Source organism: Pseudomonas sp. ICMP 8385 (genome assembly GCF_002699915.1).
In the GTDB taxonomy this organism is placed as follows: domain Bacteria; phylum Pseudomonadota; class Gammaproteobacteria; order Pseudomonadales; family Pseudomonadaceae; genus Aquipseudomonas; species Aquipseudomonas gessardii.
This window is the reverse complement of the sequence record NZ_LKBY01000091.1, coordinates 266,889-281,541: the sequence shown is the minus strand read 5'-3', so window position 1 is coordinate 281,541 and position 14,653 is coordinate 266,889. Positions and strand designations below refer to the sequence as shown.

At 62.5% G+C, this 14,653-nt stretch carries 15 protein-coding genes; 8 read left to right on the top strand and 7 right to left on the bottom strand.

The genetic code is table 11. The features are described from left to right. Window positions 1-75 precede the first annotated feature (75 nt). From AO268_RS11025 to AO268_RS11000, 6 genes are all read left to right on the top strand, one after another. Window positions 76-594 (top strand): RNA polymerase sigma factor, encoded by a 519-nt coding sequence (locus AO268_RS11025; RefSeq protein ID WP_099168676.1) that lies wholly within the window; start codon window positions 76-78, stop codon window positions 592-594. Further along, entirely contained in the window at window positions 591-1,559 is a 969-nt protein-coding gene (locus AO268_RS11020; RefSeq protein ID WP_099168675.1) for a FecR domain-containing protein, read from the top strand. The genes AO268_RS11025 and AO268_RS11020 overlap by 4 nt, the downstream gene beginning before the upstream one ends. A 218-nt stretch (window positions 1,560-1,777) precedes the next feature. After that, entirely contained in the window at window positions 1,778-4,207 is a 2,430-nt protein-coding gene (locus tag AO268_RS11015) for a TonB-dependent siderophore receptor (protein WP_099168674.1), read from the top strand. 63 nt (window positions 4,208-4,270) lie between these two features. Further along, the gene (locus AO268_RS11010) at window positions 4,271-5,374 is read left to right on the top strand and encodes a PepSY-associated TM helix domain-containing protein (RefSeq protein WP_099168673.1); all 1,104 of its coding nucleotides are present in this window, start codon (window positions 4,271-4,273) and stop codon (window positions 5,372-5,374) included. Next, window positions 5,371-5,550 carry a hypothetical protein gene (locus AO268_RS11005; protein WP_099168672.1) on the top strand — a complete coding sequence of 60 codons (180 nt, stop codon included), beginning with the start codon at window positions 5,371-5,373 and terminating at the stop codon, window positions 5,548-5,550. The genes AO268_RS11010 and AO268_RS11005 overlap by 4 nt, the downstream gene beginning before the upstream one ends. 164 nt (window positions 5,551-5,714) lie before the next feature. Beyond that, on the top strand, window positions 5,715-6,344 hold the full coding sequence (locus tag AO268_RS11000) for a glutathione S-transferase family protein (RefSeq protein WP_076962281.1): 630 nt from the start codon (window positions 5,715-5,717) through the stop codon (window positions 6,342-6,344). A gap of 141 nt (window positions 6,345-6,485) precedes the next feature. On the opposite strand, the gene creD is transcribed toward AO268_RS11000, so the two are convergent. From creD to rloA2, 4 genes are read right to left on the bottom strand one after another with little or no spacing between them, the layout of a single operon-like run. Beyond that, on the bottom strand, window positions 6,486-7,844 hold the full coding sequence (creD, locus tag AO268_RS10995) for a cell envelope integrity protein CreD (RefSeq protein WP_076962282.1): 1,359 nt from the start codon (window positions 7,842-7,844) through the stop codon (window positions 6,486-6,488). Window positions 7,845-7,895: 51 nt separating this feature from the next. After that, a complete protein-coding gene (gene creC, locus AO268_RS10990) occupies window positions 7,896-9,335 on the bottom strand; it encodes a two-component system sensor histidine kinase CreC (protein WP_076962283.1) in 1,440 nt (479 codons plus the stop codon). Then, a complete protein-coding gene (gene creB / locus AO268_RS10985; RefSeq protein WP_076962284.1) occupies window positions 9,335-10,012 on the bottom strand; it encodes a two-component system response regulator CreB in 678 nt (225 codons plus the stop codon). Before creB ends, creC begins: the two co-directional genes overlap by 1 nt. A gap of 58 nt (window positions 10,013-10,070) precedes the next feature. Then, on the bottom strand, window positions 10,071-10,571 hold the full coding sequence (gene rloA2 / locus AO268_RS10980) for a retropepsin-like aspartic peptidase RloA2 (RefSeq protein WP_076962285.1): 501 nt from the start codon (window positions 10,569-10,571) through the stop codon (window positions 10,071-10,073). Window positions 10,572-10,746: 175 nt separating this feature from the next. Between rloA2 and AO268_RS10975 the strand changes: the two genes are divergently transcribed. Then, entirely contained in the window at window positions 10,747-11,625 is an 879-nt protein-coding gene (locus AO268_RS10975) for an acyltransferase (RefSeq protein ID WP_099168671.1), read from the top strand. A gap of 39 nt (window positions 11,626-11,664) precedes the next feature. Here the strand turns inward: AO268_RS10975 and AO268_RS10970 are convergent, their stop codons facing one another. Then, a complete protein-coding gene (locus tag AO268_RS10970; protein WP_076962287.1) occupies window positions 11,665-11,913 on the bottom strand; it encodes a hypothetical protein in 249 nt (82 codons plus the stop codon). 140 nt (window positions 11,914-12,053) lie between these two features. Then, window positions 12,054-12,623 (bottom strand): DUF2780 domain-containing protein, encoded by a 570-nt coding sequence (locus AO268_RS10965; RefSeq protein ID WP_076962329.1) that lies wholly within the window; start codon window positions 12,621-12,623, stop codon window positions 12,054-12,056. Between the two features lie 182 nt (window positions 12,624-12,805). Here AO268_RS10965 and AO268_RS10960 point away from each other — a divergent pair, with 182 nt between their 5' ends. Further along, window positions 12,806-13,264 carry an anti-sigma factor domain-containing protein gene (locus AO268_RS10960; RefSeq protein WP_076962288.1) on the top strand — a complete coding sequence of 153 codons (459 nt, stop codon included), beginning with the start codon at window positions 12,806-12,808 and terminating at the stop codon, window positions 13,262-13,264. A 162-nt stretch (window positions 13,265-13,426) separates the two neighbouring features. On the opposite strand, the gene fdhA is transcribed toward AO268_RS10960, so the two are convergent. After that, window positions 13,427-14,626 (bottom strand): formaldehyde dehydrogenase, glutathione-independent, encoded by a 1,200-nt coding sequence (gene fdhA, locus AO268_RS10955; protein ID WP_076962289.1) that lies wholly within the window; start codon window positions 14,624-14,626, stop codon window positions 13,427-13,429. Window positions 14,627-14,653: the final 27 nt, after the last annotated feature.

Here is a 14,653-nt window from a genome sequence, read left to right as displayed (position 1 = left end):
AATTGCACCCATGCGCTGCCTCTGCCACAATCGCGAATAATTCTCGTTAGTTTAAACATCTCGATTGGTGATGCCTTGTCGTCAGCCCAAAGTCCCCACCGTGAGCTCGTTGGCACGTTGTACCGTGACCATCGCGGCTGGCTGCTGGCGTGGCTGCGGCGCAACGTAGCCTGCCCCAGCCGGGCCGAGGACCTGAGCCAGGACACCTTCATGCGCCTGCTGGGCCGTGAAGAACTGCGCGAACCCCGCGAACCCCGGGCATTCCTGGTGGCCATCGCCAAGGGCCTGTTATTCGACTATTTCCGCCGCGCCGCGCTGGAACAGGCATACCTCAGCGAACTGATGCTGCTCCCGGAAAGCGAACACCCGTCCCCAGAAGCGCAGCACCTGATCCTCGAAGACCTCAAGGCCATCGACCGCCTGCTCGGCAAACTCTCCAGCAAGGCCCGCGCCGCCTTCCTCTATAACCGCCTCGACGGCCTGGGCCATGCCGAAATCGCCCAGCGCCTGGGGGTTTCCGTGCCCCGTGTGCGGCAGTACCTGGCCCAGGGCATTCGCCAGTGCTATATCGCCCTGTATGGCCAGCCGCTGTGAGCCAGGTCAGTTCCAGGCCGGTCAGCGCGCGGGTGCTGGATGCGGCGATTGCCTGGCAACTGTCCCTGGACTCCGGGGACGGCGGCGCCGTCGAGCATGAAGCCTTCAATCAATGGCTGGCCAGCAGCGAAGAACACGCCCGCGCCTGGCGCCAGCTGGGCATGCTCGACCAGCGCTTCAGCGTGGCCAACGGCCCGGCACGGGCGGCGTTGCTGCAATCGCGCGAAGGCATTCGGCGCCGGGTGCGCAAGCTCGGCAGCGGCCTGGCCAGTGTGGTGCTGGTCTGCGGCCTGGCGCTGTTCGCCGGCCAGCGCTACGTGCCGATCCACTATTGGCTGGCCGATCAACGCACCGCCACCGGTGAACAGCGCACGCTGAAACTGGCCGATGGCACCCTGGTCAACCTCAACACCCACAGCGCCATTGATGTGCGCTTCGATGAAAAGCGCCGGGTGATCGTGTTGCAGGAAGGCGAGATCCTCGTCGAAACCGGCCACAACGATGCCCGCCCCTTTGTCGTCGAGACCCGCGAAGGCAGCCTGCGCGCCCTGGGTACGCGCTTTATCGTCAAGCGCGAGGCAGACGGCACGCGGCTCAGCGTGTTGCGGTCGGCCGTGGCGGCGCAGCCCGGGGCCTTGCAGCAGGAGCAGGTGTTCAAGGAAGGCCAGCAGGTGCTGATGCGCCGTGACGGCCTTGGCCCGCTGCTGGCCGTTACCCCCGGCACCGACGCCTGGACCCGTGGCATGTTGGTGGTCGATAACGCGCGCCTGGGGGATGTGATCGGGGAACTCGGGCGCTACCGCACCGGCTACCTGGGCGTGGACCCGCAAGTGGCCGACCTGCGCATCACCGGCAGTTTTCCGCTGCAGGACACCAACCTGGCCTTGAATGCGCTGCTGCCAACCTTGCCAGTACAGATCCGCCAGCGTACGCCGTGGTGGGTGACGGTCAAGGCCAAGCCTTAGGTTCTGAGGTGCCTGGGCCTAAGTCATCGCGAGCAAGCCCGCTCCCACATTTTGATTTGTGAACACCCTCAAAATGTGGGAGCGGGCTTGCTCGCGATGAGGCCCGAAAAGACACCCCATTCTCCCCAGACAAAAATATTTCCCCCCAGCCCTATCACTTTTTGATTCTCGTTCGGCACACAGGCAATTGAGAAATATTTCCATTCAGGAGCCACCCTATGTCCCGCACGCTAGACACCTTGTTGCGCCCCAGCCTGTTAGCCGTGGCCATTGCCCTCAGCGCCCCGCTGGCCAGCACCTCGTTGTTCGCCGCCGAACAGGCATCTAGCGTACGCGCCTACAACCTGCCGGCCGCACCGTTGACCAGCACCCTGAACCAGATCGCCAGCCAGGCCGGCCTCGCACTGACCCTCAGCCCAGCGCTGGCAGCCGGCAAGACCTCGGCCCCGGTCCAGGGCCAGTTCGATGCCCCGAGCGCATTGCGCGAGGCCTTGCGCGGCACGGGTTTGCAGTTGGAACAGAGCAGCGCCGGCACCTACAGCCTGGTGGCACTCCCAGAGGGCGTGCTAGCGCTGCCAGAGACCAACATCACCGGGCAGGGCAATTATGAAAGTGCGTGGGGGCCGGTGGAGGGTTATGTGGCTACGCGTACGGCGGCGGGGAGCAAGACTGATACGGCTCTGGTAGAAGCACCCCGCTCGATTTCCGTCGCCACCCGCCAGCAGATGCAGGACCGCAACGTGCAGAACCTGGATGATGCGGTCAAGTACATGCCCGGCATCGTCTCCGCCAGCTACGGCAGTGACACCCGCTACGACTGGATGCGTGTGCGTGGCTTTGAACCCACCCATTTCCTCGATGGCCTGCCATTGCCGCGTGGCGTGTATGCCAACCCGAAAGCGGAAACCTGGAACCTTGATCGTCTTGCCCTGCTGCGCGGCCCGGCCTCCTCGGTCTACGGCCAGACCCCGCCGGGCGGCCTGCTGGATATGGTCAGCCGCCGCCCCAGCGCTGAATCGAGCCATGCCATCCAGGTGCAGTACGGCAGCGACAACTACCGCCAGATCAACTTCGCCAGCACCGGCAAGATCGATGATGAAGGGCAGTTTCTCTATGGGCTCAGTGGCGTGGTACGCGATGCGGGCACCCAGGTCGATCACATCGACAACAAGCGCTACAACATTGCGCCGAGCCTGACCTGGAATATCGATACCGATACCAAGCTGACCCTGCTCTCGCAGTTCACGCGCGACGATACCGGGGCAACCAGCCAGTTCCTGCCGATCGTGGGCACCAAGATCAAATCGCCGCTGGGCGACGTCTCGCACCACAAAAACCTGGGTGACCCGGACTACGAGTTCTACGACCGCACCTACTACGCGTTGGGCTACGCCTTTGAACATCGTTTCAACGATACCTGGCAGTTCAAGCAGAACTTGCGTTATACCAAGTCGGAGCTGTCTTTCCAGCAACTGACCGTGGGTGCTTACTTCTACTCCCCGGTGGACGCCGAGGGCAATATCAGCCGCTCCTCGACCAATGTGGATGAGGATATCGGGCAGTTTGCGGTGGACAACAACTTCCAGGCCGACTTCGCCACCGGTGATATCAGTCATACCGTGCTGATAGGCCTGGATCATCAGCGCACTGACTCTTCCTATCTGTCGATTTTCGGCAAAGCCGGGACTGTTAACATCTACAATCCGGTTTATGGGCAGCCAATTGAGCGCCCGGCGCGCAAGGATGCGTACTACGACTACGACCAGAAAACCGTCCAGACCGGCCTCTACGTACAAGACCAAATGGCCCTGGACAAATGGCGCCTGACCCTGGGCGGCCGTGAAGACTGGGTGCATCAAGGCACCACGTACCTCAACAAAAGCGACGCAACCAACACTGACCGCAGCAAGAACTTCAGTGGCAATGCGGCGCTGAGCTATGTCTTCGACTCGGGCTTTGTGCCGTACCTGTCCTACGCCGAATCGTTCCAACCCGCGAGCAACGCCAGCGTCGACCCGCTCAAATCGTACAAGCCCACCGAAGGCAAGCAATGGGAGCTCGGGATCAAGTACCAGCCACCCGGCTCCAATACCCTGCTGAGTGCGGCGGTCTACGATCTAACCCAGAAAAACGTGCTGGTGACCAGAACCGGCTCGAGCGGCCAGTCGATCACCGACCAGACCGGCGAAGTGAAGGTCAAGGGCCTGGAGCTGGAAGCCGTGTCTGACGTGACCGAGAACCTCAAGGTCATCGCCGCCTACACCCTGGCCAAGTCCGAGGTGCAAACAGGCATCTACAAAGGCAACCGCCTGCAACTGATGCCCAACCAGCAGGCCTCCTTGTGGACCGACTACACCTGGCACGATGGCGTGCTCGACGGGTTCGGCATCGGCTTTGGTGCCCGCTACACCGGCAACACCTATGGCGACCAGGGCAACACTTGGCTGGGCAAGGCCGATGCCTACACGGTGTTCGACGGCGCGCTGCATTACGACCTCGGCCGCCTGGACAACAGCCTCAAAGGTGCTTCGGTAAAACTGAACGCGACCAACCTGTTCGACAAGCAGTACATCTCCACCTGTGATGCGTCCTACTGTTACTACGGTGATCAGCGCAGCGTCGTCGCCAGTGCCACCTACCAGTGGTAATCGGCTGAGTTAACAACCAGGCCGTCCCCAGAGGGCGGCTTTGGCTTGTCTGAAGGCTAGAAAATGAAAAGCACAACCATCCGCCGCTGGTCCTTCATCCACACCTGGACCAGCCTGATCTGCACCGTGTTCCTGCTGATGCTGGCGCTGACCGGCCTGCCGTTGATCTTTCACCATGAGATCGATCACCTGCTGGGCAACGAGCCCGAGCTCAAGCAGATGCCAGCCGATACCCCGCAGCTCAACCTTGAGCAACTGGTGGCCAAGGCCCAGGCCCATCGCCCTGGCGAAGCCATGCAATACCTGGCCTGGGACGAAGACGACCCGAACGGCGTGATTGCGATCATGGCGGCCACCGCTGGCACCGAGCCCAATTCGTCCCACACCTTCATGCTTGATGCGCGCACCGGCGAAAGCGTGGAGATGCCGTCGGCCAATGGCGGCTTGACGATGTTCCTGCTGCGCCTGCATGTGGATATGTTCGCCGGCCTGCCGGGCAAGTTGCTGCTGGCCTTGATGGGCGTGCTGTTTGTGCTGGCGATTGTTTCCGGCACGGTGTTGTACCTGCCGTTTATGCGGCGCTTGAAGTTCGCCACGGTGCGCCAGGACAAGTCCACGCGCCTGCGCTGGCTGGACCTGCATAACCTGATCGGCGTCGTCACCCTGACCTGGGCCCTGGTGGTGGGCGTTACCGGGGTAATCAGCGCCTGTGCCGACCTGATCATCGCTGCGTGGCGCAATGACAGCCTCACCGCCATGATCGAGCCGTACAAGAACGCCGCGCCGCTGACCCTGCGCGCGCCGGCCACCGACCTGCTGAAAATCGCCGAGCAGGCCGCGCCGGGCATGACCCCGGACTTTATTGCCTTCCCGGGTACGCGCTTTTCCAGCGAACACCACTACGCGGTGTTTATGAAAGGCAGCACGCACCTGACCTCGCACCTGCTGACCCCGGTGCTGATCGATGCCAGCGACCTGCGCGTCACCGCCGTCGCCGAGCGGCCGTGGTACATGGACGCCATGGGCATGTCCCAGCCCCTGCACTTTGGCGACTACGGCGGCATGCCGATGAAGATCCTCTGGGCGGTGCTGGATGTGCTGACCATCATTGTGCTGGGCAGCGGTGTGTACCTGTGGCGGGTGCGGCGCAAGGCGGCCAGGCCATGAGGCCGCGGCAGTCGAATTTCTGGAAGGTGTTCGGGGTGCCGCTGGGGATCGGGCTGCTTAGCGCCGCCGGGTTGTTTGCGGCGTTGCTGGGGGATGGGGGTTGGGATTCCCTGAGCTGGATTGGGCTGGGTGTCCCGGCGGTCATCGGTGTCTGGGGGTTGCTGCGGCGGCCGTGAGGACGCCATCGCAGGCAAGCCAGCTCCCACATTTGACGGTGTTCACCCATCAAAATGTGGGAGCTGGCTTGCCTGCGATCTGGCCCGCAAAAACAACCAAGATCCCCCTCGCCAGCCCCACTACAACTGTCTAGTCTATGGCCGACCCTTTCCGAGGATTGCCCATGTTCGCGCCCAGCATGACCTTGTTCCACAACCCCGCTTCGCCGTTTGTCCGCAAAGTCCTGGTGCTGCTCCACGAAACCGGCCAGCAGGACCGGGTGGCCCTGGAAACCGTGCTGGTCACGCCGGTCAGCCCGGTCACCGCGCTGAACGAGGGCAACCCGGTAGGCAAGATCCCGGCCCTGCGCCTGGCCGATGGCAATCTGTTGCACGACAGCCGGGTGATCCTCGATTACTTCGACCACCAGCATGTCGGCACCCCGCTGATCCCCCGTGACGGCTCGGCCCGCTGGCGGCGCCTGACCCTGGCCTCGATGGCCGATGGGATCATGGACGCCGCCGTGTTGGTGCGCTACGAAACCGCCCTGCGCCCGGCAGATAAACACTGGGACAGCTGGCTGCAAGAGCAGCGCAACAAGATCCGCCGCACCCTGGCCGAGTTGGAACAGGACACCATCGCCGAGTTGGCCAGCCATTTCGACATCGCCGCGATCAGTGTCGCCTGTGCCTTGGGTTACCTGGACTTGCGCCACCCGGACCTGCGGTGGCGTTCAAGCAACCCCAAGCTGGCCGCCTGGTACGCCGAGGTCAGCCAGCGGCCTTCGATGCTGGCGACTCAGCCACCGGCCTGACCGTCGCCCGCCCTGGAGCGAGCGGGCTCACGAAGGTCTTCCCTTTTTCACGAGCCAGCTCGTGCCGACAGGGGATGGGGAGCAATGTCCGAATCATTGCCAGCAACTCTCCCCTCTCCCGCTGATCCTCCCGCAGCCCGATCATTGCATCACCTCCAGCCCGTCAGCCTTGCGTTTGCCCACGCCATACCAGTCCAGTTTGCGCGTCAGCACCATCACCGTGCCCAACAGCCCGAACAGCAACAGCGAGCCCATCAACAGCGCGTAGTCCTCGGCACTCAACAGCCCGTACAGCAAGCCGTACAACGCCGCCAACCCCGCCGAAAACCCCAGGCCGTGGGCCACGCTGCGCAGCACATGGCACACATAAAAACCGATCAACAACACACAGGCACTGGCCGAGACCAGGTACGCCAGGGCAAAGCCGATATGCTCGGACAACGACAACAGCAGCAGGTAGAAAAACGCCAGGGCCACCCCCACCAATGCGTACTGGATCGGGTGCACCGCCAGGCTCTTGAGCACTTCAAACAGGAAGAAACCGGCGAATGTCAGGGCAATGAACAACAGCGCATATTTGATCGCGCGGTCGCTCTTGAGGTACTGGTCCACCGGGTCGATGAAGTTCACGCCAAAGCTGCGCTCGTTGAAGTCCTCGCAGCGACTGCCGACCACACAGCCGGACAACGACTCCTCAAGGTTGGTGGAGAAGAACGAGGTCTGCCAGTTGGCGCTAAAGCCCTGGTCGTTGATCTCGCGCTGCGCCGGCAGGAAGTTGCCGACAAAGCTGGGATGGGGCCAGTTGGAGGCCAGCTTGACCTTGGTGGTCTTGCCCACCGGCAGTACTTGCAGTTGTTCGGTGCCTTGCAGGCGCAGGTCGAAGGCAAAATCCAGCGGTGTGGGGTTCTTGCTGTCCTGGGCCGGCAACATCACGTGCACGCCGGCGCCGAGAAAACTCACCTGGGTGCCCGGGGCAAACTCCAGGCGTTGGCTGCCCAGCTCCAGTTTCAGGGCGTTTTCAATCCCGCGGATGTCGCTGACCCCCACCGCCAGGAACGCCTGCTCAAACGTGTAATCGGCAAAATCTTCCTTGATGCCCATCTGCGCCGGTAGCACAAAGCGGCCACTGATGCGGTTGTCGGCATGGAACAGCCGCGCCTGGTAGATCCCCCGGGCCCGCAGTTCGGTTTGCACCTGGCCGTCAAGCTCGAACTGCTCCGGCAGGAAGTACAGGCGGCCCTGTTCTTCGCTGAGTACTTCATAGCGCTTGTTGAGTTTTTCGTTGAGCTTCCACTCACGCACGGTCTTGCGATACGGCACCACCATCAACGGCCCGCTGACTTGCTGGCTGTAGCTGGAGCTGCGGGCAATGTCCATCAACACGCCGTCGCGCAGTTCCTGGCGCTCGGTGATGATGCCGTTGATCATCAGCAACGGAATCAGCAATAGCAGGATCAGCAGCGCGATGGCGCCCAGTTTGAATAGCAGGCTGCGGTTCATGGGTCTCTCCCTGTTTTGATGGGGAGAGTCTGGCCGGGCCCTGTGGGGGATTTATGAGGGCAATGTGGAGACTGTGTGGAGATGCAGCACCGCCTCCACGCCCCCCGGCACGTTGCCGATCTGCAATGAGCCGCCGTGCAGCTTCATCACTTCCTCGACAAAGTTCAGGCCCAGGCCGGTGCTCTTGCGCCCGCTGGTCGGGCGCGGCAGGGAGTAGAAGCGCTCGCTCAGGCGTGGCAGGGCGTATTCGGGGATCGGCTCGGCCTGGTTGAACAGGCGCACATCCACCGCGTGATGCCGCACCTGGGCGCTAAAACGCAGCGTGCCGCCGGGTGGGGTGAAGTCCAGGGCGTTCTCCAGCAGATTGCCCAGGGCCTGGCGCAGCAAAAACGGCTCGCCATACAACTTGACGTCGGCCTCGATCAGGCGCTCGACCTGCAACCCGGCCTGCTCGATCCGCGCGCATTGCGCCTTGAGCACCTCATCGACCAAGGCGGCCAAAGGCACCGGGATTTGCTGCTCCAACCCCTGGCGCTGCTCGACCTGGGCCAGGTTCAGCAGGCGCTCGATCAACTGCTGCAAACGCGCGCTTTCGCTGGCGATATTACCGACAAACCGCTGCTGCTGGGCCGGGGTCATTTCCCCCTGCAACAGCTCCGCCGCGCCGCGAATCGCCGCCAACGGGCTTTTCAATTCATGGGTCAGGGTGTGCACGTAACGCTCGACGTAGGCCTTGCCTTCCAGTTGTGTGCGCATGTGCTCCACCGCGGTGGACAACTGCGCCAGTTCACCGCCGCGATAGTGTGGCAACTCGGCGCGGCGCCCTTCGCTGACGGCCTGGGCATAGGTGGTCAGGCGCCGTAGCGCGGCGCTCAACCACCAGGACAACAGTGCCCCCAGCAACAGGCCCAGCGCCACCAGACCGGCGCCATACCACAACAGGCGGCGCTCGGTACGGTCGACATAGGGCTGCAGCGAGCTGTTGGGCTTGGCCACGGTGACCACACCAATGATCTGCCCGTTATCGCGGATCGGCGCGCCCACGTGCATCACCGACGACGCCGGGTCATCGGCCTCGCTGCGGGTCGAACGGGCGCCGTACTCACCGCGCAGGGTCAGGTACACATCGTTCCATTTCGAGTAGTCCTGGCCCACTGCCGTACCGCTGGAGTCCAGCAATACAACGCCCTTGGCGTCCGTTACATAGATGCGGTGGTTGACCTGATTTTTCGCCAGGCCCCAGATGGTTGCACCCGGCTGGCGCTCGCCGTAGGCCTTAAGCACGGTGGGCCAGTGGCTTTGGCCGAGGGTGCCGTTCTTCACGTCATCGCGCAGGATTTCCGCCAGCAGGTTGGCGGTGTCCACCAGGGTTTCCTCGGTGGACTGACGCACGCCGGGGCGGATTTCCTTCATCACCGTGTTGAGCACAAAGTAGCCGGTGAGGCCGATAAACAGCGCATACACCAGGAAAATCCGCAGCCCCAGGCGCATCAGGCGTGGCTCGGGCTGTAGCTGTAGCCCAGGCCGCGATGGGTCTGGATCGGCTCGGCCTCGGCGGCCACGCCACGCAACTTGCTGCGCAGGCTTTTGATATGGCTGTCGATATTGCGCTCGTAGCCGGCATCGGCGGCCACGCCGACGGCATCCAGCAGTTGCTCGCGGCTGAACACCCGTTCGGGCTGCTCCAGCAGGCAGTTGAGCAGGCGGAATTCATGGCGGGTCAGGCCCAGTGGCTGGCCACGATACTGGATCTGCACCCGCTCGTGATCCACCTGGAACAGCCCGCCGCTGGCCGGCGCTGCCACCGGTGCCACGCGCTTGAGGATCGCCTTGACCCGCGCCGCCACTTCCCGTGGGCTGAAGGGCTTGACCACATAGTCGTCGGCGCCGATTTCCAGGCCCACCACCCGGTCGATCTCGCCGTCGCGGGCACTGAGGAACATCACCGGTACTTCGCTGAAGCGGCGCAGTTGCTTGCAGGTTTCAAAGCCGCTGATGTCCGGCAGGCCGATATCGAGGATCAGCAAGTCCGCCGGGGTTTGCCGTTGATGCTCCAGGGCAGACTGGCCGAGGGTCAGCCAGGTGGTGGTGAAACCCTCGCCCTGCAGGGCAAAAATCAGGGTATCGGCTATGGCCGCTTCGTCTTCGACAATCAGGATATGGGGCATGGCGTCCGAGCACTGGGAGCTAAAGGTGAACGGTGCCCCATGCCTGGTGCGGCGTCAATCAGCAGCCAGGCTTGTCGGCGGTATAGCGGCGGGCCGGGTTCACTGCGGCGCCGAACTCGCGTAGGGCCTTGGCGCCGATCAGCAGCGGGTAGTTGAAGCTGCTGCGGTCGGTCAGGTTGACCTCCACCGTGCGCTTGACCTTGCCCAGGCACATTTCCAGCTCTACCACCGGGCGCTTGGCCACGCTGGTGTCTTCCTTGTCCTCGTCTTCGTCGGCGCGGTTCTTGATCTTGCTGATGCGCGCCACTTTGTGTTCGTAGACCTTGTTACTCATATCCTTGCCGCTGAGGCGAAAGCGCACCCAGTCCTCGCCATCACGGGTAAAGGTTTCGATATCGCGCGCCGACAGCGAAGCGGTCAGCGCGCCGGTGTCCATCTTGGCCTTGAAGGTCTCGCCGATTTCCGGCAACTGGATATATTCGTAGCGCCCGTACAGGGTCGGCTCGGCGGCCATCACCGGCAGGGCAATAAGGGCTGACAGGGCAAGGAGATATTTCACTTAGGGGGATTCCTTGAAGTAAGTAGGCCAATACTAGACTGCAAATACAGCCCGAAGTTGGATCATGCCCCAGCCTACGCAACACAACGTGAAACATTCGTCAGGTGAATTGCGATTTGGCCTCTAGACTCAAGCTGCTTATCATGGCCCGTCCACCCGCTTGCAAGAGTTCCTTATGCGCCGCCTGCTCACCGGCTGTTTTGTCACACTGCTGCTGTTACTCAACACGCTGATCCTGATCGGCCCCCTGATGGTCTTCGCCCTGCTCAAGCTGGTGGCGCCCGGACGCTCACGCGATTACGCCTCCTGGGCCGTGATGTGGATTGCCGAGACCTGGGCCGAGCTCGACAAGCTGATCTTTGCCCTGTGCATCCCCACCCAATGGGATATTCGCGGCGACACCGGGTTGCGGGTCGATACCTCGTACCTGGTGATCAGCAACCATCAATCCTGGGTGGATATCCCGGCGCTGATCCAGACCCTCAACCGGCGCACGCCGTTCTTCAAGTTCTTCCTGAAAAAGGAACTGATCTGGGTGCCGTTCCTGGGCCTGGCCTGGTGGGCCCTGGATTACCCGTTCATGAAGCGCTACAGCAAGGCGTTCCTGGCCAGGCACCCGGAACTGGCGGGCCAGGACCTGAAGATCACCAAACAGGCCTGCGAGCTGTTCAAGCGCCAGCCGGTGACGGTGGTCAACTACCTGGAAGGCACACGCTTTACCGAGGCCAAGCGGGCCCAGCAGCAATCACCCTTCACCCACCTGCTCAAGCCCAAGGCCGGTGGCGTGGCGTTTGTACTGGCAGCGATGGGCGAACAACTGGACGCGATCCTCGACGTGACCGTGGTGTATCCACAGGAGAAGATTCCAGGGTTCAGGGATTTGATCAGCGGCGCGGTGCCCCGGGTGATTGTCGATATCCGCACCCGCGAGCTGGATCCCGCATTGTGGCAGGGGGATTATGAGAAGGACCCGGCGTTTCGCCAGAACGTCCAGAGCTGGGTCAACCAGCTCTGGATGGAGAAGGATGCGCGCATTGATGAGCTCATCCGCTGACTCGTCGCCGCCAGGGCCAGGCCTGGCGAGCTCACGTACTTAAAACGAGATCGAAGCACTGTTGCCTGCGCTGAAACTGACATCGCCGACGCCAGCAGAGGCCTGCACACCGCCGGAGGCGCTACCCGTCTCGGCTTCAGGTTTTTTGCCGCCTGCCATTTCGGAATAAGTCATGAACTTCATACCGGTGGCCTTCTCAGCCTCCTCCTTGGTCATTTTGCTGTCGGCACCCTCGCGTTGCCAAAATGCTGGGTTTAAATTGCGCGATGATATTGTTGAATCGCTCATTGAAAGATCTCCATAAAGGGAATAACACCCATCCTGGCGTGCCCTCACGGGAGCTGGAGAGCGCTGGGTTCCAGGCGGGTATTGATCAGTGGCTCGGACCAACCAATCAGTTCCCTGCCCCCCTCACACCCACGTATCTCTCAGCTCCCAGCCCCCCAGATGCCAGCAAGCTTGCCCAGTACAGAAGTGTTGGCCCCCTGCCCGCCCAAGTACTGCAGGATCACCGGGGCAAACTGGCCGATCATGCCGCTGTCCATGCCCAGGGCGCTGAAGGCGGTGTTCAGGTCGTTGGTGTCCTTGACGTTGCCCAGCACGCTGTCCAGGCCACTGGTCTTGCTGCCACCGTTCTGGCCGAGCAGGCCGCTCAGGGCGCCGAGGCTGCCTAATGCGTTGTTGCCCGACAGCTTGTCCAGGCCCGGTACGCTTTTGCCCAACTGCGAATAATCAGTGCTGCTGAGTTGGTTCTTGGCCAGGCCCAGCATCGCACCGGTACCGCCGATGGCCTGCTCGGGAGTGACATTCAACTGCTTGGTCAGTGCCCCCAGCAAGCCGGCGGTTTGTGAGCTCGGCGCCGCGGCGGCGGCCTTGTTGGTGCCCTGGGCGCCGGAAACGGCGTTGGCCACATCGCCCAGGCTAAAACCTGCTGCAAATACCGGGCTGGCCGCCACGCTCAGGAGGCAGGACAGGGCAAAACCGCGTGAAATCTTCATCGAGACAACCTCGTAGGTGTAGGAGCTAAAGCAGCCGTTTGACTGAGCATCCAGCCGCTTGTTCCACGTCACAGATTTGTTCAGGAAAGCCCCGAAAGCCCACACCATCAAACTGCCACTAGGAACCCATCGCCCGCCACAGGGTCAATCAACACACTACAAAACTTGTCAGGAAGAGCCTTATGACTGCGTCCCAACCTCCAGTGATCGAGCACAAGCCCTCATTCTGGACCCGCCCGCGCCTGTTCATCGGCGTCTGCGTGGTGGTGGTTGCCGGTATCGGCGGCGCGCTCTACACCCAGGACAGCGTCAAGTCCGCCGCGACCCTGGTCAGCACCACCCAACAACCGGCTGCGCAAATCATGGCGCACAAGGATTACCTGGAAGTCCAACCGATCGCCACCACCGCCCCGCAACCGGACCGCAGCCTCGAACTGTGGGCCCTGCCGGCCGGCGGCACACCGGTGTCTTTGGGCCTGTTGCCGGAAGACGGCAAAGGCATCATCGGCCTCAACCCACGCCAGCAGGAAACCATCAGCCAGCCGGTAGAGTTGATGGTCAGCTCGGAAACCAAGGGTGGCTCGGTGAGCAAGCAGCCTACCGGCCCGACGGTGTATCAGGGCGCGCTGGCGATCCGCTAAACCTCAAACACCCTAAAACCAATGTGGGAGCTGGCTTGTGTGGGAGCTGGCTTGCCTGCGATAGCATCACCCCGGTCTAACTGAATAACCGAGGTGCCTGCATCGCGGGCAAGCCCGGCTCCCACACAAGCCAGCTCCCACATTAGGTAGGTGTTGCCTGGATTACGCCGCGCTGAACAGCTTGTGCGGGTCAATCACAAACTTCTTCGGCACACCGGCATCGAACTCGCCGTACCCACGCGGTGCATCATCCAGGCTGATCACCTGCACCCCCACGATCTCGGCGATATTGATGCGGTCCCACATGATCGCCTGCATCAACTGGCGGTTGTACTTCATCACCGGGGTCTGGCCGGTGTGGAAGCTGTGGGATTTGGCCCAACCCAGGCCAAAACGGATGCTCAGGCTGCCCATTTTGGCCGCCGCGTCCACTGCCCCTGGATCTTCGGTGACATACAGGCCGGGGATACCGATCTTGCCCGCCACGCGCACCACGCCCATCAATGAGTTGAGCACCGTGGCCGGGGCTTCGGCCTTGGCCCCTTCATGCCCATGCCCACGGGCTTCAAAGCCCACGGCATCGACGGCGCAGTCCACTTCCGGCTCGCCCAGCAGCGCGGCGATCTGCTCGTGCAGCGGCGTGTCCTGGGACAGGTCGGCGATTTCAAAGCCCTGGGCCTTGGCGTGGGCCAGGCGGATCGGGTTGACGTCGCCGATGATCACCACCGCCGCGCCCAGCAAACGCGCCGAAGCGGCCGCCGCCAGGCCCACGGGACCGGCGCCCGCAATGTACACAGTGCTGCCGGGGCCAACGCCGGCGGTAACGGCACCGTGATAACCGGTGGGCAGGATGTCGGAAAGGCAGGTCAGGTCGCGGATTTTCTCCATGGCCTTGTCGCGATCCGGCAGTTTGAGCAGGTTGAAGTCGGCATACGGCACCAGCACATACTCGGCCTGGCCGCCGGTCCAATCGCCCATGTCCACATAGCCGTAGGCGCCACCGGCACGGGCCGGGTTGACGGTCAGGCACACGCCGGTGTGTTGCTCCTTGCACGAGCGGCAGCGGCCACAGGCAACGTTGAAGGGCACCGACACCAGGTCGCCGAGCTTGAGGTTCTCGACGTCGCTGCCCTTCTCGATCACCTCGCCGGTGATTTCGTGACCGAGCACCAGGCCGGTCTGGGCAGTGGTGCGGCCGCGCACCATATGTTGGTCGGAGCCGCAGATATTGGTGGAGACCACGCGCAGGATGACGCCGTGCTCAATCTTCCTGCCACGGGGGTCCTGCATTTTGGGATAGTCGATTTTCTGTACTTCGACCTGACCGTTGCCGAGATACACGACACCACGATTACCAGACATGCTTTCACCTCGCTGTTGTTTTTATGG